Genomic DNA, 19,259 nt, shown 5'->3' on the forward strand with positions numbered 1-19,259 from the left:
GGGGTGGCGTCAACGATGGCTGGCCAGCCAACTGCGCGGGTCCACCGGCTTGTTGCCGTGGCGCAGCTCGAAGTAGGCGCCGGTGTTGACCCCGGTCGGCGCCATCGCGGTGCCCACCGCCTCGCCGGCTTCCAGGGTGTCGCCCACGCGGTGCAGCAGCGCTTCGTTATTGCCGTACATGCTCATCCAGCCGCCGCCGTGGTCGAGGATCACCAGCATGCCGTAGCCGCGCAGGAAGTTGGCGAACACCACCCGGCCCTTGGCCACGGCGTGCACTTCGCTACCACCGGGCGCCTTGATCAGCACGCCGTTGCCGTAGCTGTGCACCGCCCCGGCTGCCGGCCACGGCAGGCTGCCGCGAATATTGGCCAGCACCGGCGTCTTGCCGCCGCCTGCCGGCGCGTGGCCGCCGTGCTCGCGCGCCGCAACGCGGGCGGCCTCGTCGATGGCTGCCTGCAGCTTGCTCACCAGCGAGGTAAGCGCGGCCTCGTCGCGCTTGAGCGCGGCCAGCCGGGCGGCTTCGTCCTGGTAGGTGGCGTCGATCTGGTCGGCCAGTTTCTTCTGCTCGGCCCGGCGCGCGGCCAGCGCCTTGGCCTGTTCGGCCTGCTGTGCGCGGGTGGCTTCCAGCGCCTGTTGCTCGGCGGTGATGGCGGTTTCCACGTCTTGCAGCTTGGTGAGGTCGGCCATCAGTTGCTGTACGCGCTGCAGGCGGTCTTGCTGGAAGTACTTGGAGTAGGCCAGCGCACGCGCGATGCGCGCCACGTCCTCGTCACCGAGCAGCAGGCGCAGGTCCGAGCCCTGGCCGAGCGCATAGGTGGCCCGCAGCAGGTCGGCGATGGCGGCCTTCTGGTGATCCAGTTTCGACTGCAGCGCCGACCGTTGCTGTTGCAACTGTTCCAGGTCGTGCTGCTTGGCGGCGATCTGCGCCTCGGTGGCACGCACCGCCCCGGCTGCGCTGGCCAGGGCGCGCGCGCGTTTGGCCAGTTCGGCGTTGACGCGATCGCGCTGGCTGGCGGTCTCCTCCTGCGCCTTGGCCAGCGCCTCCATGCGGCTGCGCACGCTGTCCAGCTTGTGTTCGGCGCGGGCCTTCTCGGCGGCGCTCTGGCCGGTGCGGCGGGCCAGCACGGGCGGCGCGGCGAGCAGGGTGACGGCGCTGGCGAGGCAGATCGGCAGGAGCAGACGGAAAGCGGGAGGCGTGGGCATGGGGGGATTATCACTGAGCATCGCGGTGGCGGCGAGGCGGCGCCGGAAGTCTCTTCCGCAACCACTTTGCGTTTTTCCGTTTAGACGCCCAAATGTCTTTGACGCGGCGCATCAAATGTGCGTACAGTCGGAGCGCACGTCTTGTCAATCGCCTGCAGCGCGTGCGCTGCAGGCGTTGGTGTCCCCAACCGTTTCATCCAGCGATGAGGGAGGCGACCTTGCACCAGCAGGTTACGCCGCGCATGTACGACGCGAGCTTCGAACACGACAGCTGTGGCTTCGGCCTGGTGTCGCAGGTGGATGGGCGCGCCAGCGCCTGGGTGGTGGATACCGCGTTCGACGCGCTGGCCAAACTCTCGCATCGCGGCGGCGTCAATGCCGACGGCGTCAGCGGTGACGGCTGTGGCGTGCTGCTGCATCGGCCGCGGCCCTGGCTGCGCGCGCTGGCCAAGGAATCCGGCATCGCGCTGGGCGAGCGCTTTGCCGCCGGCGTGGTGTTTCTCGATCCGGCCGGCGGCGACGCCGCGGCGCTGCAGCTTGAGCGCAGCCTGCGCGAGGAGGGCGTGGAGACCGCCGGGTGGCGCGAAGTGGCGGTGAACGCCGAGGCCTGCGGTCCGCTGGCCGCGGCTGCGCAGCCGCGGGTGCGGCAGATTTTCGTCGAGCCCGCGCACGGCATGGACGAGGATGCGTTCGAACGCGCGCTGTTCCGCGCGCGCCGTCGCGCCGAGCACGCGCTGCGCGAAGACGCGCACTTCTACGTGATCACGCTGTCGGCCGACGTCATCGGCTACAAGGCGATGGCCGCACCCGGGCGCCTGCGCGAGGTCTACCCCGATCTGCTGCATCCAGCGCTCGCCTCCGATGCGGTGGTGTTCCACCAGCGCTTCTCCACCAACACCATGCCGCAGTGGCGTCTGGCGCAGCCGTTCCGGCTGCTGGCGCACAACGGCGAGATCAACACCATCCGCGCCAACCGGCGCTGGATGCAGTCGCGCGAGTCGATCCTGCGTTCGCCGCTGCTGGACCTGTCCGACCTCGGCCCGCTGGTGCGGCAGAACGGCTCCGATTCGGAAAGCTTGGACAACGCGCTGGAAGTGCTGCTCGTCGGCGGGCTCGACCTGCTCGCCGCGATGCGCGTGCTGGTGCCGCCGGCGTTCGCTGCGCGCGAAGGCATCGACGAGGATCTGGCGGGCTTCTACGAGTACTACGCGCTGCACAGCGAGCCGTGGGATGGCCCGGCCGGCCTGGTGATGTGCGACGGCCACTACGCTGCCTGCACGCTCGACCGCAACGGCCTGCGCCCCGCACGCTGGGCGCTGTCGGCCGACAACCACCTGATCGTCGCCTCCGAGGCGGGCCTGTGGGACGTGCCCTCGTCACAGGTGGTTGCCAAGGGGCGGCTGGCGCCGGGCGAGATGATCGCGGTGGACCTGAAGGCCCATCGCCTGTTGCGCGATGCCGACATCGACGCCATCAACCGTTCGCGCGCGCCGTTCCGCGAGTGGCTGCGCGCCGGGGTGAGCTATCTCGAATCGGACCTGATCGACCCTTCGCTGGCCGCCGAGCCGCTGCCGCCGGATGAGCTGCACCGCTACCAGAAGCTCTACGGTCTCACCCGCGAGGAGCGCGAGTCGGTGCTGAAGGTGCTTGCCGATCTGGAGGCCGAGGCCACCGGCTCGATGGGTGACGACACGCCGATCGCCGCGATGTCGCGCCAGGTGCGCCCGCTGTTCGATCGCTTCCGTCAGGCCTTCGCCCAGGTCACCAACCCGCCGATCGATCCGCTGCGCGAGAAGCTGGTGATGTCGCTGGTGACCCAGCTCGGTCCCGAAGGCAACGTGTTCGATTTTCGCCCGGAGAACGCGAAGCAGACGCTGATCAACTCGCCGATCCTCAGCCAGCGCAAGCTGCGCCAGCTGCTGGCGTTGCCGCAGTTCGCCGGCACGCCGCGCTTCGACCTGATGTACGCGCCGGAAGAAGGGCTGGAGCAGGCGCTGCGCCGGCTGTGCCGCGACACCGCGCAGGCCGTGCGTGAGGGCCATGTGCTGGTGTTCCTCAGCGATCGCTATCCGGAGCGCGGCAAGTTGCCGCTCCACGCCCTGCTGGCAGTCGGCGCGGTGCATGCGTACCTGATCGAGCAGGGCCTACGCTGCCAGTGCAACCTCATCGTGGAAACCGCCACGCCGCGCGATCCGCACCAGTTCGCCTGCCTGATCGGCTACGGCGCCACCGCGATCTATCCATGGCTGGCCTACCAGAGCCTGTTCGAGCTCGGTCGCCAGGGCCACATCGACGCCGACCGCGCCGAGGTGGGCCGCAGTTATCGTCGCGGCATCCGCAAGGGTTTGCTGAAGATCCTCTCCAAGATGGGCATCTCGACCATCGCCGGCTACCGCGGCGCGCAGTTGTTCGAGATCGTGGGGCTGGCGCCGGAGGTGGTGGAGCTGTGCTTCCCCGGCACGCCCTCGCGCATCGGCGGCGCCACCTTCGAGGATCTCGAGCACGACCAGCGCCTGCTCGCCGCCGAGGCCTGGAACGAGGCGCTGCCGCTGCGTGCCGGCGGCCTGTACAAGTACATGCACGGCGGCGAGTACCACATGTACAACCCCGATGTGATCGCCACGCTGCAGCAGGCGGTGCGCACGGGCGATGCGGCCGACTACCGCACGTATGCCAACCACGTCGATCATCGCCCGCCGTCGGCGCTGCGTGACCTGCTCGGCCCGCAGCCGCTGGCTGCGCCGATCCCGCTCGAGGAGGTCGAGCCGGTGGAGGCGATCCTCAAGCGCTTCGACTCGGCCGGCATGTCGCTGGGCGCGCTGTCGCCGGAGGCGCACGAAGCGCTGGCCACGGCAATGAACCGGCTCGGCGCGCGCTCCAACTCGGGCGAGGGCGGTGAAGATCCCGCTCGCTACGGCACCGAGAAGATGTCCAAGATCAAGCAGGTCGCCTCGGGTCGCTTCGGCGTCACGCCGCACTACCTGGTCAACGCCGAAGTGCTGCAGATCAAGATCGCGCAGGGCGCCAAGCCCGGCGAGGGCGGCCAGCTGCCTGGCCACAAGGTCGACGCCACCATCGCCCGGCTGCGTTACGCCAAGCCCGGGATCGGGCTGATCTCACCGCCGCCGCACCACGACATTTACTCGATCGAGGACCTGGCCGAGCTGATCCACGACCTGAAGGAAGTGAATCCCGACGCGCTGGTTTCGGTGAAGCTGGTCAGTCATGCCGGCGTGGGCACCGTTGCCGCGGGCGTGGTGAAGGCCGGCGCCGATCTGATCACCGTGTCCGGCCACGACGGCGGCACCGGCGCCAGCCCGCTCACCTCCATCAAGTACGCCGGCACGCCGTGGGAACTGGGCCTGGCCGAGACCCAGCAGACGCTGCGCCGCAACGATCTGCGCGGCCGCGTGCGGCTGCAAACCGACGGCGGCCTGAAGACCGGGCTGGACGTGATCAAGGCGGCGATGCTCGGTGCGGAGAGCTTCGGTTTCGGCACCGGCCCGATGGTGGCGCTGGGCTGCAAGTACCTGCGCATCTGTCACCTCAACAACTGCGCCACTGGTGTGGCCACCCAGCATCCGGTGCTGCGCAAGGAGCACTTCATCGGCCTGCCCGAGATGGTGATGAACTACTTCCGCTTCGTGGCGGAAGACGTGCGCGCGCAGCTGGCGCAGCTCGGCGTGCGATCGCTTGAGCAGATCGTGGGGCGTACCGATCTGCTGCATCAGCTCGAAGGCACCACCCCGGTGCATCACCGGCTCGATCTCTCGCCGCTGATCGACGGGCGTGGCCTCAGCGCCAGCGCGGATGCGACCTGCACGCTGGCGCGCAACCCGATGCGCGATCCCGCCGCGCTGGCCTCGCGGATCAGCGCCGACATCCGCGAGGCCGTGCTCGGCAAGCGTGGCGGCCGCTTCGAATACGCCATCGCCAACACCGACCGCGCGATCGGCGCGCGGCTGTCGGGCGAGGTGGCGCGCGCCCACGGTGACCACGGCATGGACGAATCGCCGATCACGCTCGCGCTCACCGGCGCGGCCGGCCAGAGCCTGGGTGCATGGAACGCGGGCGGCGTGCACATCGAGCTCACCGGCGAGGCCAACGACGGCGTCGGCAAGGGCATGGCGGGCGGTCGCATCATCGTGCGTCCGCCGGCCGATTCGCCGTTCGCCAGTCAGGACGCGGCGATTATCGGCAACACCTGCCTGTACGGCGCGACCGACGGCGAACTGTTCGCCGCCGGTCGCGCCGGCGAGCGCTTCGCGGTGCGCAACTCGGGCGCGCTGGCGGTGGTGGAAGGTGCCGGCGACCACTGCTGCGAATACATGACCGGAGGCGTGGTGGCGGTGCTGGGCAAGGTTGGCCTCAATTTCGGCGCGGGCATGACCGGCGGCTTCGCCTACGTGCTCGATCTGGAGCGCGACTTCGTCGACTGCTACAACCACGAGCTGGTCGACATCCTGCGCATCTCGCCGGAGGGCATGGAGCACTACATGCAGCACCTGCGCAAGCTGGTGACGCGCCATGTCGAATACACCAACAGCGACTGGGGCCGGCAGATCCTGCGCGAGTTCCGCGGGTTGCAGTACAAGTTCTGGCTGGTCAAGCCGAAAGCCGCGAGCCTGGCGGCGCTCGCCGACGAATTGAGGAGCGCGGCATGACCGACAAGACCTTCCAGTTCCTCAACGTGCCGCGACAGCCGCCGCGCACCGTGCCGGTCAACGTGCGCGTGCTCGGTTACGGCGAGATCTCCGGCGACTTCGCCACGAAGGAGGCGGGCACCCAGGCCGAGCGCTGCATCGATTGCGGCAACCCGTACTGCGAGCACGCCTGCCCGGTGCACAACTACATCCCGAACTGGCTCAAGCTGGTGCAGGACGGCCGCATCATGGAAGCGGCCACGTTGATGCATGAGACCAACCCGCTGCCGGAAATCTGCGGCCGCATCTGTCCGCAGGATCGCCTGTGCGAAGGCGCCTGCACGCTGGAGCAGACCGCGTTCGGCGCAGTCACTATCGGCAGTATCGAGCGCTGGGTCACCGACGAAGCACTGCGGCAAGGCTGGCGGCCGGACCTCAGCCATGTGCGAGAGACCGGCAAGCGCGTGGCGATCGTCGGCGCCGGCCCGGCCGGCCTGGCCTGCGCCGACCGCCTGCGCCGCGCCGGCATCGCCGCCGACGTCTACGACCGGCAGAGTGAGATCGGCGGCCTGCTGACCTTCGGCATCCCGCCGTTCAAGCTGGAGAAGGACGTGGTGCGCACGCGCCGCACCGTGCTGGAGGAGATGGGCGTGCGCTTCTTCCTCAACAAGGAAGTGGGCCGCGACATCGAGTTCGGCCAGCTGCTGGACGACTACGACGCGGTGTTTGTCGGCACCGGTGCCTACACCTACGTCGACGGTGAGCTGCCCGGCCGCGCCCTGCACGGCGTGCACGACGCGTTGCCGTTCCTGATCGCCAACACCGAACGCCTGTTGCGCGACGAACCTTCGCCGATCGACCTCGCCGGCAAGCGCGTGGTGGTGCTGGGCGGCGGCGACACCGGCATGGATTGCGTGCGCACCGCGGTGCGTCTGGGCGCGTCGTCGGTGAGCTGCGTCTACCGCCGCGACGAGGCGAGCATGCCGGGCTCGGCGCGCGAGGTGAAACACGCGCGCGAGGAAGGCGTGGAGTTCGTGTTCCAGCGCCAGCCGCTGGAGATCCTCGACGATGGCCATGGTCACGTGCGCGGCGTGCGGGTGATCGCCACCGAGCTGGTTGCCGATGGTCACGGCCGCCCGCGTCCGCAGAACATGCCGGGCAGCGAGTACGAGCTCGCCGCCGACGTGGTGATCCAGTCGTTCGGCTTCCTGCCCAGCCCGCCGGATTGGCTCAAGGCGCACGGCGTGACGCTGCAGCGCAACGGCCGGGTGATCACCGGCGCCGACGGCGCGCTGCCGCTGCAGACGGCTCATCCGCAGATCTTCGCCGGCGGCGACAACGTGCGCGGTGCCGACCTGGTGGTGCGCGCCGTGTACGACGGACGCGAGGCCGCCGTGTCGATTGCCCGCATGCTGCTGACCCAGGCGGTGGAAGCAGCAGCCTGACGCGCGCGGGCCGCGGCGACCAACATCGCGGCCGGATCCTTACACTGGCGACCGGCACGGCATTCGCTGCGCCGGTCGTCTCCTTCTTCCACAGGATCGTGTTCGATGCGTCTGGGCCTTGCCGCCAACCGTCTCCACCACAGCCAGCGCGATGCCGCCCTGTTCCGCTGGCTGCGCGCCTGCGAGCGCGGCATCCGCGAGCTGGATCTCGCTCTGCATGCCGTAGGTCGCACCCACGATGGCATCGTGCGCGCCGGCCTGCTCACCGGTTACCACGGCCTGCAGCGCTATCCGTACGGCCGCGAGGGCGGCCTGATGAAGCTGGTGGCCGAGGTCGTGGGCATGGGGCCGCAGCGCACGCTGGACGGCGCGATCTACCTGATCGATCCAGTCGACCCCTCCTCGATCTTCCCTGAAGCGGTGGCGCTCAAGCGCCAGTGCGTGATCCACGGCAAGCCGTTCATCTCCACCGTCGCGTCGGCGCGCGACTGGATCGAGATGGAGCGCGTGCATGCCGGACTGGCGTCCGATCCCGATGCGGATGCCTTGTATGGGCTGGAATCGCAAACGCTGGCGCTGATCGCCCACGATGCGATGAAGCCACAGATGCTGGCCTTCGCCGCCGAGCACTTCGATGTGCTCTCGCGTTTCGCCGCACGGGTGGCTACCGGTACCACCGGTCAGCGCCTCAACGAGCTGGCGTGGAGCCGCGGCTGGCCCGCCGCGCGCGAGTGGGTGCAGCGCTACCAGAGCGGCCCGATGGGCGGCGACGCGCAGATCGCCGACCTGGTGCTGGAGCGCCGCTGCCAGCGCGCCATCTTCTTCGAAGATCCGCACGTGCCGCGCCAGCACGAGGCCGACATCCAACTGCTCGAACGCGCCGTCACCACAGTGACCGACGAAGCCGTATGCATGACCAGCCCGCGCGTCGCCGCGCGCTGGGCACTGGCCGCGGCGATCAGGGACAAGGGTGAGTGACGAGACGTGAGAGGCGACGGGGAGAAGGCCCTGCCGCGTATGCTGTTCATCGCGACACGCCGCGCGATGATAGAAAAGCGCCCTGTTGTGAGCTGCAGCACGTCGGCTATGCCCCTTTTAAGGGCGATCATCTCTGCGTGCACCTCACTTCTCGCTCCTCCTGCCTTGCTGCTCACCCATGTGCCTGATCGCTTTCGCCTGGAACACCCATCCCCGCTGGCGCCTCGTGCTGGCCGGTAATCGCGACGAGTTCCACGGTCGCCCAACGGCGCCGCTGGCGCGCTGGCCCGATACCGCCATGGCTGCGGGGCGTGACCTGGAGGCCGGGGGCACCTGGTTGGGGGTCAACGACGACGGACGCTGCACGGTGGTGACCAACGTGCGCGATCCGCGCGATCCGCAAGTAGGTCGGTCGCGTGGCTTGCTCGCGGTGGACTACCTCACCGGGCCGGATCAGGCACCCGCGCACGCCTCGCGCCTGCGCGCCGACGCGGCGCACTATCGACCGTTCAACCTGCTCACGTTTGATGCGCGCGAGGGCTTCTATCTCGGCAACCGGCCCGAGCCGCGGCTGCAGATCATCACCCCCGGCGTACACGGGCTGTCCAATGCCGACTTCAACACGCCGTGGCCGAAGACGCGCGCGTTGATGCAGCGTCTGCAGCATTGGCTGGAGGTCGATGCGGATGATCTGGAGCCCGTGTTCACCGCACTGGCCGACGAACGGCAGGCGCCAGACGAAGCCCTGCCCGACACCGGTATCGGCCTGGAGCGCGAGCGCTGGCTGTCCTCGGCGTTCATCCGGGGCGAGCGCTACGGCACGCGGGCAAGCACGCTGGTGCTGATCGATCACGCGGGCGCCGGGCGCATCGTCGAGCGGCGGTTTGGCCCGAACGGACGTCCGGACGGCCAAACCGAATTGCGATTTGGTACGTCTGGCTGAGCGCACGCGTCGGCGAACGCTCTGGCAGGCGTGCAGCACGGACCTACAGCGCAGCTGGCATGAACCCGCTGTCAGGCGCGTCGGTACCCTGACTAGGCTTGCCCGATCGGCGCCGGAGCGCGTTGGGGAGACAAGCCATGCGTCATCGAGGGATCGTGTTCGTGCTGGGTCTGCTGGGGATTGTCGCGCCGCTGCATGCGGCCTGTCCCGACTGGACGGACGCACGTGCCCGTAGCGAGCTTGCCGCCCTGCACGATCGCCTGGCTGCGTGGAACCACGCCTATCGGGTCGAGGGCAGTTCGCCGGTGGACGATGCGATCTACGATCAGGCGCTGGCGCAGTTCCGCAACTGGCGCGCGTGCTTTCCCGCACAGGCGCCGGCCGATCTGCCGCACCTGGCGGACGCCGGCGGCAGCGTACGCGCCCCGGTGGTGCAGACCGGGCTGGCCAAGCTGCCGGATGCCCGCGCCGTGCAGGCGTGGATGCAGTCGCGCGATGGCCGCGACCTGTGGATCCAGCCCAAGGCCGACGGCGTGGCGGTTACCCTGCTGTACGAACACGGCGCACTGCGCGAGGCGGTGAGCCGCGGCGACGGCACGCGCGGCTCGGACTGGACCGCGGCCGCGCGCCGCATCGGTGCGGTGCCGAAGACGCTGGCCCACGCGCCCACGCGCGTGGTGCTGCAGGGCGAGCTGGTGTGGCGCTTGCCCGGTCATGTACAGGCGCGCGACGGCGGTGCGAATGCGCGCTCGAAGGTCGCCGGTGCGCTGGCACGAGGCGAGTTGGACGACGCCACCGCCGCGCAGATCGGCCTGTTCGTGTGGGACTGGCCCACCGGGCCCGAAGACATGGCCGCACGCCTGGCCGGCCTGCGCGCGATGGGCCTGGCCGACAGCGCGGCGCTGGTGCAACCGGTGGCGACGCTGGCTGACGTAACGCGCTGGCGTGAGCGCTGGTATCGCCAGGCGATGCCGTTCGCCGCCGACGGCGTGGTGCTGCGCCAGGGCCGTCGACCGCCGGCCAGCCGCTGGCAGGCCGCGCCGCCGGACTGGGCGGTGGCGTGGAAATATCCGGCCGCCCGTGCGCTGGCCACCGTGCGCGGCGTGGACTTCCGTACCGGCCGCAGCGGTCGGGTGAGCGTGGTGCTTGAGCTCGAGCCGGTGCAACTGGACGACCACCGCGTGCAGCGGGTGAGCGTGGGGTCGCTGACGCGCTGGCGCCAACTCGACGTGCGGCCGGGGGATCGCGTGAGTGTGTCGCTGGCCGGGCTCACCATCCCGCGCCTGGATGACGTGGTGTGGCGCAGCAGCGAACGGGCGGTGGTGGATGCGCCCACCGCCGATCATGACGCGCTGAGCTGCTGGCATCCCGTGCCCGGTTGCGAGCAGCAGTTCCGGGCGCGGCTGGTCTGGCTGGGCGGCCGCCGTGGGCTGGACATCGATGGCGTCGGCGCGGGGATATGGCAGCAGCTGATCGATGCGGGGCTGTTGCCTGGATTGCTGGACTGGATGCGGCTGACGCCAACGCAACTGGCCTCGATCGACGGCATCGGTGCACAACGTGCCGCGGCGCTGGACCGCGCCTTCGCGTCGACGCGAAGGCAGCCTTTCGACCGCTGGCTGGCGGCGCTGGCGCCGCCGCCGATGGGCCAGGCCACGGCGCAGGACTGGGCCACCTTGGCGGCCCGCAGCAGGGCCGATTGGCAGCGCATCGATGGCATCGGCGATACGCGGGCGAAGCGGCTGCGCGCCTTCTTCGCTAATCCCGAGGTGCAGGCACTGGCCGTGCGCCTGCACGCCGCCGGCGTGGCCGGGTTCTGAGCTGCGCTCAGCGGTCGCCGATGTCGCCGTCCACGTAGTACCAGCGTCCGTCCTCGCGCACGAAGCGGCTCACCTCGTGCATCCGCTGCGCCTTGCCGCCGCCGTAGCGCAGGCGCGCGACGAACTCGACCACCGCATGGTCAGCGGCGGCTTCGTGTCGCTTCACGTCCAGGCCCAGCCAGGTGGGTGCGGGCTGTTGCGCGGCCAGGTCGAGCGCGGCCGGCCGCGTGCTGGCATGCCAGGTGGCGAGCAGGTAAGGCTCGTCGCACCGCACATAGGCGCTGTAGCGCGAGCGCATCAGCTGTTCGGCGGTGGTGGCGAATGCCGTGCCGGCGTGCAGCGGCCCGCAGCAGCTGGCGTAGTCGGCGGACTGGCCGCAGGGGCAAGGGATGCGGTGGGTGGAAGCCATGGGCGGGCCGGTGCGGGATCGAGCCGGCGATGGTGAACGGGCGGCGGCGCGCTGCCAAGTCCGCCCGTGTGTCACACCATCTGGAAGCTGCGCAGCTGGCCGCTGACGATCAGCGGAGCGAGGTCGTAGCCCAGCCCGCGCGCGGTCGACTTCAGCGCTTCCAGCACCTGGCGTTCCATTTGCGGTTCGCGGGCCAGCAGCCACAGCTCACGCAGGCGCGGCTCGCCCAGCATCAGCCACTGATAGTGGCGGTCGGCGGCCACTACCCACAGGTCTTTCCACGTCGACGGCAGCCACTGCGCCCAGGCCGGCGCGGCGCTGCGCTGGAACTGCCCCGGTTCCTCCACCGGATAGCGCCGCCGGGCCTGGATGTCCTGCACCCGTTCGTTGCCATCGGTGCCGACGCAGGTGCGGCGCAGGCGGTAGTGATCGGCTTCCAGCGGCTCGATGTCCAGCCGGATGTCGCGGTCGGTGAGCCGCTGCAAGGGCGAGGGCAGGCGCGCGATCTCGTGCCAGCGGCCGGCGAAGCGCGCGATGTCGAGCTGGGGAACCGCCTTCATCACCGTGGGCGTGGTTACGGACAGGGCGACACTGGCACTGAGCGTGGCGGGCAGTGGAAGAGACCAGGTCATGGCGCGTTTTCCTCGCAACAGGCGGACAACCGGTGGGTCCGGTTCTTCCTGCGAAAGCCGTGCCAACGCCGGTCGGGTTTGACCGTCGCTGGACGGCATGCGCAGCTTGTTACAAGACATCGGCACGGAGCGCCGCAACTTGAAGCCGCGGCCTCCGGAGTGGCGGCCGGTCAGGCTAGGGCAAGCATGAAGCGCGTGCTCGCGGCACGACGGCGGCGCTGGCGGTTCGCCCGGCCCTGCGCGAAGAGCGCCTCGGTTGCCTCAGCAACGCCGGTGGTGCGGCAAACCGTCGCCGCGCCGCGGATTGGTTCAGGGTGTGCCGCGTGTGATGACGGACGTCGTGTCGAACTGCTCCGCGCGCCAGACATCAGTGACGCCCGGCGTCACTCAGGTGGCGCATTGGGCCGCTTGTTCAGCCATGTGAAGCTGACCCACGGCGACGGCGCAACCCCGCCGCCGGGCTCGTTCCGTCAGATTGCCGGACGTCCCCGCAACACGCGCGCCGGCAGCATCAGCAGGGCGCCAAGGAAGGCGAACACGGCGCCCACGGTGATCCCGATCACCCGGAACGGCAGTGCGATCAGCCACACGATCGGGTACAGCACCAGCGCCAGCAGGGCGATCGGCCAGCAGAACACCAGCAGCAACAACCAGAGCAGAAAGCCGACCATGGCGCACCTCGCGAGGCAGCGGTGAGAAGTCGGCAGGATACGCCCTCAGCCGAACGGACTCACCCCAACGAGCGGCCTATGCAGCCAGAACGCGAATGCCGCCCAGGCGGCCACGCCGAGCACCACGGTGAGCACGGTGCGCCAGGCCGGTCCCTTCGGATACGTGACGCCGGCCGCGCGGTCGCGGCGCCGTGACACCGTGAAATCCACCACCGCCCACACCAGGAACGCGCCGAACAGCAGCACGTCATGCAGCATGCCGGCGGCGAGCAGGTGGCCGAACGCCCACAGTTTCACCGCCGCGAGCATCGGATGGCCGAGCCGCGCCTTGATCGCATTACCCGGCACGTAGGCGGCGGCCAGCAGCACGAAAGCGATGAGGGTGAACAGGGCGTTGAGGTGGCGCAGGGCCATCGGCGGCACCCAAACCACCACCGGATGCTGACGCGCCAGGCCAAACCCCCACACCAGCAACGCAAAGCCGGCCAGCGACAGCACCGAATACAGCGCCTTCCAGCCTATCGGGCCGAGGCGGTGGATCTGCCGCGTACGCCAGTTGTCGGCGAACACGCGGGTCGAATGCACGCCCAGGAACAGCAGCAAACCGAGGATCAGCATCGCCATGGCGCATCGCTCCGCGAAAGGTGGGGCGAGTATAGGCGGCCATCGCGTTCGGGCACTTCGCCCGGCCGGCGCGTGGCTCGCGAGTGCTGCGCGCCACGCAACGCGGGCGGCTCCCGCTGCCGCCGGATTGCCGACTCAGCGCGCGTCGTGCACCTGCACGACCAGGGCGACCGCTCCGGCGGCCAAGGCCACCTGACCCGCCGGAGCGTGGGCGGCGAGCCAGCTGTCGCCGCGCCCCAGGGCGCCGGCCGGCGTCACGATCGATCCCTGCACGGCATGAAGCAGCACCAGGTCGGCAGGGCAGTCATGGGCGCTGGGGCCCCGCCAGACGTCGATCCCGCCAACGACGCGGCCGCGCCGCAGCATCAGGTTGAAATCGCGCGTCGGTCCGCTCGCGAGAGCGACCGCCACCGCCGCTTCGCCGGGAAAGGCGAACGGTACGCAGGGTGTGGTGAGGTCGTGTTCCCGCGTGCCATCGAGGGTCATGCGAAAGCCGGCGCCGTCGAGCAGCACGATGCTGCGGTCCACGCCGGGAAATAGCGAGAACGGCGCGGGCCCCACCACGTCGGCCAGGCTCACCCGCCACAGGAAATCGTCGGTGTCGGCGCCGGGCGGGGCGATCGCCAGTTCGCGCGTCACGCCCTGACCGTTGCGCCAGGGCACCGGCACCAGCTCGTCGCTGCGCAGGATGCGGCCGGTATTCATGCGGCGCGCTCGATCGCGCGCTCGAACGGCGGCAGCGCCTGCAGCATGCGTTCGCCGTAGCGCTTCACCACCACGCGGCGATCCAGCAGCACGATGCGGCCACGGTCGGCCTCGCTGCGGATCAGACGGCCGCAGTATTGGATCAGCAGTCGTGTGGCCTCGGGAATGGTCACCTCGATGAACGGGTTGCGTCCGCGCGACTCCAGCCATTCGGCGTAGGTGGCGCCCACCGGGTCGGTCGGCACCGCGAACGGCAGCTGGGTGATCACCACCGTCTCGCAGAACTTGCCCGGCAGATCGAGGCCTTCACCGAACGAGGCCAGCCCGAACAGCGTGCTGCCCTTGCCGGCTTCGATGTCGGCGCAGTGCTCGGCGACCAGCTGCGACTTGCCCAGCGAACCCTGCGCGCGCACCTTGCGCACCATCGCGATCGGCAGCTTCTGCAGCACCCGGTCGAGCTTGATGCGCGAGGTGAACAGCACCAGGTTGCCGGCGTCCCAGTCGAGGTTCTCCGCCAGCCATTCGCCCACTTCCTCGGCGTGCGCGTCGCGGGCGTCGGGCAGGGTGCGCATGGCCGGTACCTCGAGCCGGGCCTGGCTGGCGAGATCGAACGGCGAGGGCAGGCTCAGCGTCACCGCCTCGTCGGGCAGGCCCACCGCGTCGGCGAAGTGGCGGAAGTTGCCGCCGGCGCTCAGCGTGGCCGAAGTCATCACCACGCCGCTGGCGTTGCCCCACAGCACGCTGCGCAGCATGCCCGCGGCCGACACCGCCGAAGCGTGGCACACCAGCTGCTGATCGTTGGCGAGGGTGACCCAGCGCGCCAGCGGCGGCGCGTGTTCGTGGTCGCTGGTGGACCAGGCACGCCAGCAGCGCGACTGCCGTTCCAGCCGCTCCAGCGCCATGCCCAGCTCGCGCGACAGCGCCTCCTGCGTGGGGCCGCCCTCGCTCATCTCCAGCACGGCGCGGCGCACCGCGTTGAGCCAGCGCTGCACCTCGGCCGTATAGACGGCCAGAATGCGGGCGTGTTCCACCCAGCTTTCCGGCAGCTGGCCCATCGAGCCGCGGTACATCGGCTCGCTCTCGCCGGGATCGGGCACCCAGCCGAGGCGGATCTCGCGCTCCAGTTCCTCCAGCGCGTTGCTCAGTTCCTGCAGTTTCTCGTCGCCCTGATCGAGGCTGAGCTTGCCCAGCGATTCCTTGTCGGTGAGCGAGTAGGCCGCGTGCACCTGCCGGCCGAGCCGGCTCAACTGGCGCACCGCGGCGCCCATGAAGACTTCCGCGGTGCCGCGGTCGATCGCCTTGGCGGCGACGTGGTGGCCCTCGTCGAAGATGTACAGCGTCTCGTCCGGCTTGGGCAGGATCACGCCGCCCCAGCTGTCTTCCTCACTGCCGGGCATGGTGAGGTCGGCCAGCACCAGATCCTGGTTGGCCACGATGATCTCCGCGTCGGCCACCGCGCGGCGCGCGGCGAAGAACGGGCAGCCCATGAACTGCGCGCAGCGGCGGCCGGTGCAGCCGCCGGCGCTGGTGGTGATCATGCCGCGCACCATGTCGCCGACCGGCTCGGGCGCGGCGTCCATGTCGCCGTCCCAGCTGCCGGTGTCCAGCGCAGTGAGCAGCTTGCCCAGCGCAGCCTTGTCGCGCGCATCCGGTGGGCGTGTCCACAGCGCCAGATCGGTGTCGAAACCCAATCCCATCTGCGCGTCGGCGGCCAGGCTGTTGCCGGCCATCAGCAGGTTGCGCGGGCACACGTAGCGGCCACGGCCCTTGGCCAGTGCCACCTTCGCCTCGATGCCGTTGAGCGACAGGTACAGCGGGATGTCCCGCTGCACCAGCTGCTCCTGCAGAGCCACCGTGGCGGTGGCGATCAGCAGCTTCTTCTTCTGCGCTCGGGCGACCGCGTGGCCGGCGATCAGGTAGGCCATCGATTTGCCGGTGCCGGTGGGCGCCTCGATCACCGCCGCACCGCCGGCTTCGGCCAGCGCCTTGGCCACCTCGGCGATCATGCGGCCCTGCGAGGCGCGCGCGCGAAAGCCCGGCAGCCCGTCCTTGAGGCGGGTGTAGGCAGCGCGGATGGCGTCTTTGATGGCGTCGGTGAGCAAGCGAGGTAAAGCCCGGGCGGAAACGGTCGATAAGCAGCGATGGAACGCGATCCGCGGGGGAAGCGATGCTCGCGGCAGGGGTCCAGTTTATCGGATCGGACCACGCCGCCCCTCCCGCGAGTCGTGACAACGGATCATGAGGACCCCATGAAGCCCATGCCGCGCGAGCCGCTGCCTCGTCACCTGCCCGCCAGCCCCGTGGCCTGGCTGGAGCGGTTGCTGGAAGCGTCGAGCCCGGCCGCAGTCGCGGCCGTGGTGGTCGACATGGTGCGCGTGGCACCGCTATGCCGGGCCGCAGTGGTGCTGTGGTGGCTGCCGGGCCAGGCGCAACCGGAATGTCGCCCCGCCGCGCGCCTGGACGAGGCGGAAATGGCGCTGGTGCAGCGCGCGCTGGACAGCGAACTGCCGCAGCTCGATCCGGCGCTGTCGCTGCTGGCGTGCCGGCTGTGCCGACCCGGCGCGGCGGTGCTGCTGGTGCAGCTGGACGGGGGCGCCGTCGGCGCGCCGCCTGACCGGCAACTGCCGATGCCCCTGCTGCAACTGGCTGGGCGCCAGCTGCAGCGCACGCTGGAGCTGACCGATCTGCAGCACTCGCACGATCAGCTCGAGCGCTCCGAAACGCTGCAGCGCGCGCTGCTGAGCATTTCCGATCTGTCCGGATCGGACCTGGAGATGCCCGACATGCTGCTGGGCATCCACGGCATTGTCAGCACGCTGATGTACGCGGAAAACTTCTTCATCGTGCGCTATGACGCGGCGCGCGCCAGCCTGCGTTTTCTCTACTACGCCGACACCCAGGACGACGCCGGGCCGGGGCAGGAGGAGATGCCCGCGGCGCGCTGGCACGGCACGCTCACCTGGCACCTGCTCACCGGCGGGCGTCCGTTGATGGGTACGGCCGAAGAAATCCACGCCCTGCTGGGCGATGCCTACCGCCTGGTGGGGCCGGAGAGCCTGGACTGGCTCGGCGTGCCGATGCTGCGCGACGGCGTGGCCTGCGGTGCGCTGGTGGTGCAGACCTACGAGCACGGCATCCGCTACACCGCCGAGGATCGCGCGCTGCTGCAGTTCGTCGGCAGCCATATCCTCACCGCGCTGGAGCGCAAGCAGGGCAAGGACGACCTTGAGCGCCACGTGCGCGAACGCACGCTGGAACTGGCCGAGCTCAATCGCGGCCTGCAGCAGGAGGTGGCCGAGCGCCAGCGTGCCGAGCGGCTGCAGGCGGCGCTGTTCCAGATCGCCCAGCTGGCCACCGCCGACATCGATCAGCAAACCTTCTACCAGCAGGTGCACACCATCGTAGGCAGCCTGATCAACGCGAAGAACTTCTTCATCGCGCTGGTCGATGAGCGCGGCGAGACGCTGACCTTCCCCTACGCGGTGGACGTGACCGGAGAAACCTATGAAGACCGCCCGCTCAGTCGCGGCCTGAGCGAGTACGTGCTCGAGCACGGCGCGTTCGTGGTTGACCGCGAAGGCATGGCCGAGATGATCGCCCGCGGCGAAATCGACGCGTACTCTACCGGCACGCCGTCGATCTGCTGGCTCGGCGTGCCGCTGTGGGACGGCGATCGCGCCATCGGCCTGGTCGCGGTGCAGAGCTACACCGAGCAGATCACCTACGGCGTGGCCGAGCAGGAGCTGCTCGGCTTCGTCGCCTCGCAGATCGCCACCAGCCTGCAGCGCCGTCGCGTGGCCGATGCCTTGCAGCACGCCTACGCGCAGCTGGAACTGCGCGTGCATGAGCGCACCCGCGCGCTGCGCAAGGAGATCAGCGAACGCGAGCGCATCCAGCAGCAGTTGCGGCACCAGGTGATGCACGATCCGCTCACCGGGCTGCCCAACCGCGACCATCTGCGCGATCGCATCGAGCGCAGCCTGGCGCTGGTACGCGACACCCACGGCGCGCGCTGCGCGCTGCTGTATATCGACGTGGATCGCTTCAAGGTGATCAACGACAGCCTCGGTCACCTCGCCGGCGACGCCGTGCTGAAGGAAGTGGCGCATCGCCTGCAGGGCTGCGTGCGTGAGCCGGATGTGGTGGCGCGCTTGTCCGGCGACGAGTTTGCGATCCTGCTCGACCGGGTCGAGGGGCCCGACACCGCCACCACGGTGGCCAACCGCGTGCTGCAGGCGCTTGGCCAGCCGCTGCCGGTGGCCGGGCGCGAACTGCAGCCCAGCGCCAGCCTGGGCATCGCGCTGGGCGACCGGCGCTATGGGCAGGCCGACGACTTGCTGCGTGATGCGGACATAGCGCTGTACCGGGCCAAGGAGCTGGGCCGCAAGCGCTATGCGCTGTTCGACGACACGCTGGCGAAGAACCTGGTCGACGAGCTCGGCATGGAGGGCGAGCTGCGCCTGGCGCTGCAACGCGACGAGTTCCAGCCCTACCTGCAGCCGATCTGTCGGCTGGAAACGGGCGAACTGGTGGGCTACGAAGCGCTGCTGCGCTGGCATCATCCCGAGCGCGGCGTGCTGCTGCCGGGTGCGTTCCTCAAGGTGGCCGAGGACTGCGGGCAGATCGAGCTGATCGACTGGCAGCTGTTCGAGCGCGCCTGCGCGGCCGTGACGCGGCTGCCGGAGCGCGCCAGCTTTCTCACCTTCAACGTGTCGGCGCTGCACCTGCGCCACCGCGATTTCGACCAGCGCCTGCTGGCGATGATCGGCCGCACCGGGCTGGCGCCATCACGGGTGATCGTGGAGGTTACCGAGGGCTCGCTGCTGGACGATCCCGAGCGCGTGCGCGGCACGCTCGAACGGCTGCGCCAGGCCGGCGTGGGCGCGGCGCTGGACGATTTCGGCACCGGCTATTCCTCGCTCAACTACCTGCACTCGCTGCCGCTGCGCATGCTCAAGATCGACCAGACCTTCGTGCAGGCGCTGGATGCCGGCAGCACCAACAGTTCCACCGTGGTGGAGGCGATCCTCGCGCTGGCGCATGCGCTGGAGATCCAGGTGATCGCCGAGGGCATCGAGACGTCGCGTCAGCGCGCGCTGCTGCGCGACATGGCCTGCGAGCTAGGCCAGGGCTTCCTGCTCGGCCGGCCGCACCCGCTGGAGCACTGGCTCGGCGAGCCGGCCTGA

Annotated in this window: 13 protein-coding genes; 6 read left to right on the top strand and 7 right to left on the bottom strand. The window is 69.9% G+C overall.

The window, feature by feature from the left end; genetic code table 11:
• Nucleotides 1-9: 9 nt before the first annotated feature.
• A complete protein-coding gene (locus ACQVBX_RS16445; protein WP_431635454.1) occupies nucleotides 10-1,203 on the bottom strand; it encodes a murein hydrolase activator EnvC family protein in 1,194 nt (397 codons plus the stop codon).
• Nucleotides 1,204-1,406: 203 nt separating this feature from the next.
• Between ACQVBX_RS16445 and gltB the strand changes: the two genes are divergently transcribed.
• The 5 genes from gltB to ligB all read left to right on the top strand — a co-directional run bounded on the left by gltB (nucleotide 1,407) and on the right by ligB (nucleotide 11,032).
• A complete protein-coding gene (gene gltB / locus ACQVBX_RS16450) occupies nucleotides 1,407-5,867 on the top strand; it encodes a glutamate synthase large subunit (RefSeq protein WP_431635456.1) in 4,461 nt (1,486 codons plus the stop codon).
• Nucleotides 5,864-7,291, top strand: a complete 1,428-nt coding sequence (locus tag ACQVBX_RS16455; RefSeq protein WP_431635457.1) for an FAD-dependent oxidoreductase — start codon at nucleotides 5,864-5,866, stop codon at nucleotides 7,289-7,291. The genes gltB and ACQVBX_RS16455 overlap by 4 nt, the downstream gene beginning before the upstream one ends.
• Before the next feature lie 105 nt (nucleotides 7,292-7,396).
• Nucleotides 7,397-8,269 (top strand): methylglyoxal synthase, encoded by an 873-nt coding sequence (locus ACQVBX_RS16460; protein ID WP_431635459.1) that lies wholly within the window; start codon nucleotides 7,397-7,399, stop codon nucleotides 8,267-8,269.
• A gap of 178 nt (nucleotides 8,270-8,447) precedes the next feature.
• Nucleotides 8,448-9,212: an NRDE family protein gene (locus ACQVBX_RS16465; protein WP_431635460.1), complete on the top strand. Its 765-nt coding sequence runs from the start codon at nucleotides 8,448-8,450 to the stop codon at nucleotides 9,210-9,212.
• A 137-nt stretch (nucleotides 9,213-9,349) separates the two neighbouring features.
• Nucleotides 9,350-11,032: an NAD-dependent DNA ligase LigB gene (gene ligB / locus ACQVBX_RS16470; RefSeq protein ID WP_431635461.1), complete on the top strand. Its 1,683-nt coding sequence runs from the start codon at nucleotides 9,350-9,352 to the stop codon at nucleotides 11,030-11,032.
• 7 nt (nucleotides 11,033-11,039) lie between these two features.
• Here the strand turns inward: ligB and ACQVBX_RS16475 are convergent, their stop codons facing one another.
• The 6 genes from ACQVBX_RS16475 to dinG form a co-directional block, all read right to left on the bottom strand.
• Complete coding sequence (locus ACQVBX_RS16475) at nucleotides 11,040-11,441, bottom strand: YchJ family protein (protein ID WP_431635462.1); 402 nt, start codon at nucleotides 11,439-11,441, stop codon at nucleotides 11,040-11,042.
• Between the two features lie 71 nt (nucleotides 11,442-11,512).
• Nucleotides 11,513-12,073 carry a lipocalin family protein gene (locus ACQVBX_RS16480; RefSeq protein ID WP_431635463.1) on the bottom strand — a complete coding sequence of 187 codons (561 nt, stop codon included), beginning with the start codon at nucleotides 12,071-12,073 and terminating at the stop codon, nucleotides 11,513-11,515.
• 470 nt (nucleotides 12,074-12,543) lie between these two features.
• Nucleotides 12,544-12,744 carry a hypothetical protein gene (locus tag ACQVBX_RS16485; RefSeq protein ID WP_431635464.1) on the bottom strand — a complete coding sequence of 67 codons (201 nt, stop codon included), beginning with the start codon at nucleotides 12,742-12,744 and terminating at the stop codon, nucleotides 12,544-12,546.
• A 45-nt stretch (nucleotides 12,745-12,789) separates the two neighbouring features.
• A complete protein-coding gene (locus ACQVBX_RS16490) occupies nucleotides 12,790-13,368 on the bottom strand; it encodes an NnrU family protein (RefSeq protein ID WP_431635465.1) in 579 nt (192 codons plus the stop codon).
• Between the two features lie 135 nt (nucleotides 13,369-13,503).
• Nucleotides 13,504-14,073, bottom strand: a complete 570-nt coding sequence (locus tag ACQVBX_RS16495; protein ID WP_431635466.1) for a HutD/Ves family protein — start codon at nucleotides 14,071-14,073, stop codon at nucleotides 13,504-13,506.
• The gene (dinG, locus tag ACQVBX_RS16500) at nucleotides 14,070-16,175 is read right to left on the bottom strand and encodes an ATP-dependent DNA helicase DinG (RefSeq protein ID WP_431635467.1); all 2,106 of its coding nucleotides are present in this window, start codon (nucleotides 16,173-16,175) and stop codon (nucleotides 14,070-14,072) included. Before dinG ends, ACQVBX_RS16495 begins: the two co-directional genes overlap by 4 nt.
• Nucleotides 16,176-16,322: 147 nt before the next feature.
• Between dinG and ACQVBX_RS16505 the strand changes: the two genes are divergently transcribed.
• The gene (locus ACQVBX_RS16505; protein WP_431635469.1) at nucleotides 16,323-19,259 is read left to right on the top strand and encodes an EAL domain-containing protein; all 2,937 of its coding nucleotides are present in this window, start codon (nucleotides 16,323-16,325) and stop codon (nucleotides 19,257-19,259) included.

Source organism: Dyella thailandensis (genome assembly GCF_050749815.1).
Taxonomy (GTDB): Bacteria; Pseudomonadota; Gammaproteobacteria; order Xanthomonadales; family Rhodanobacteraceae; genus Dyella_A.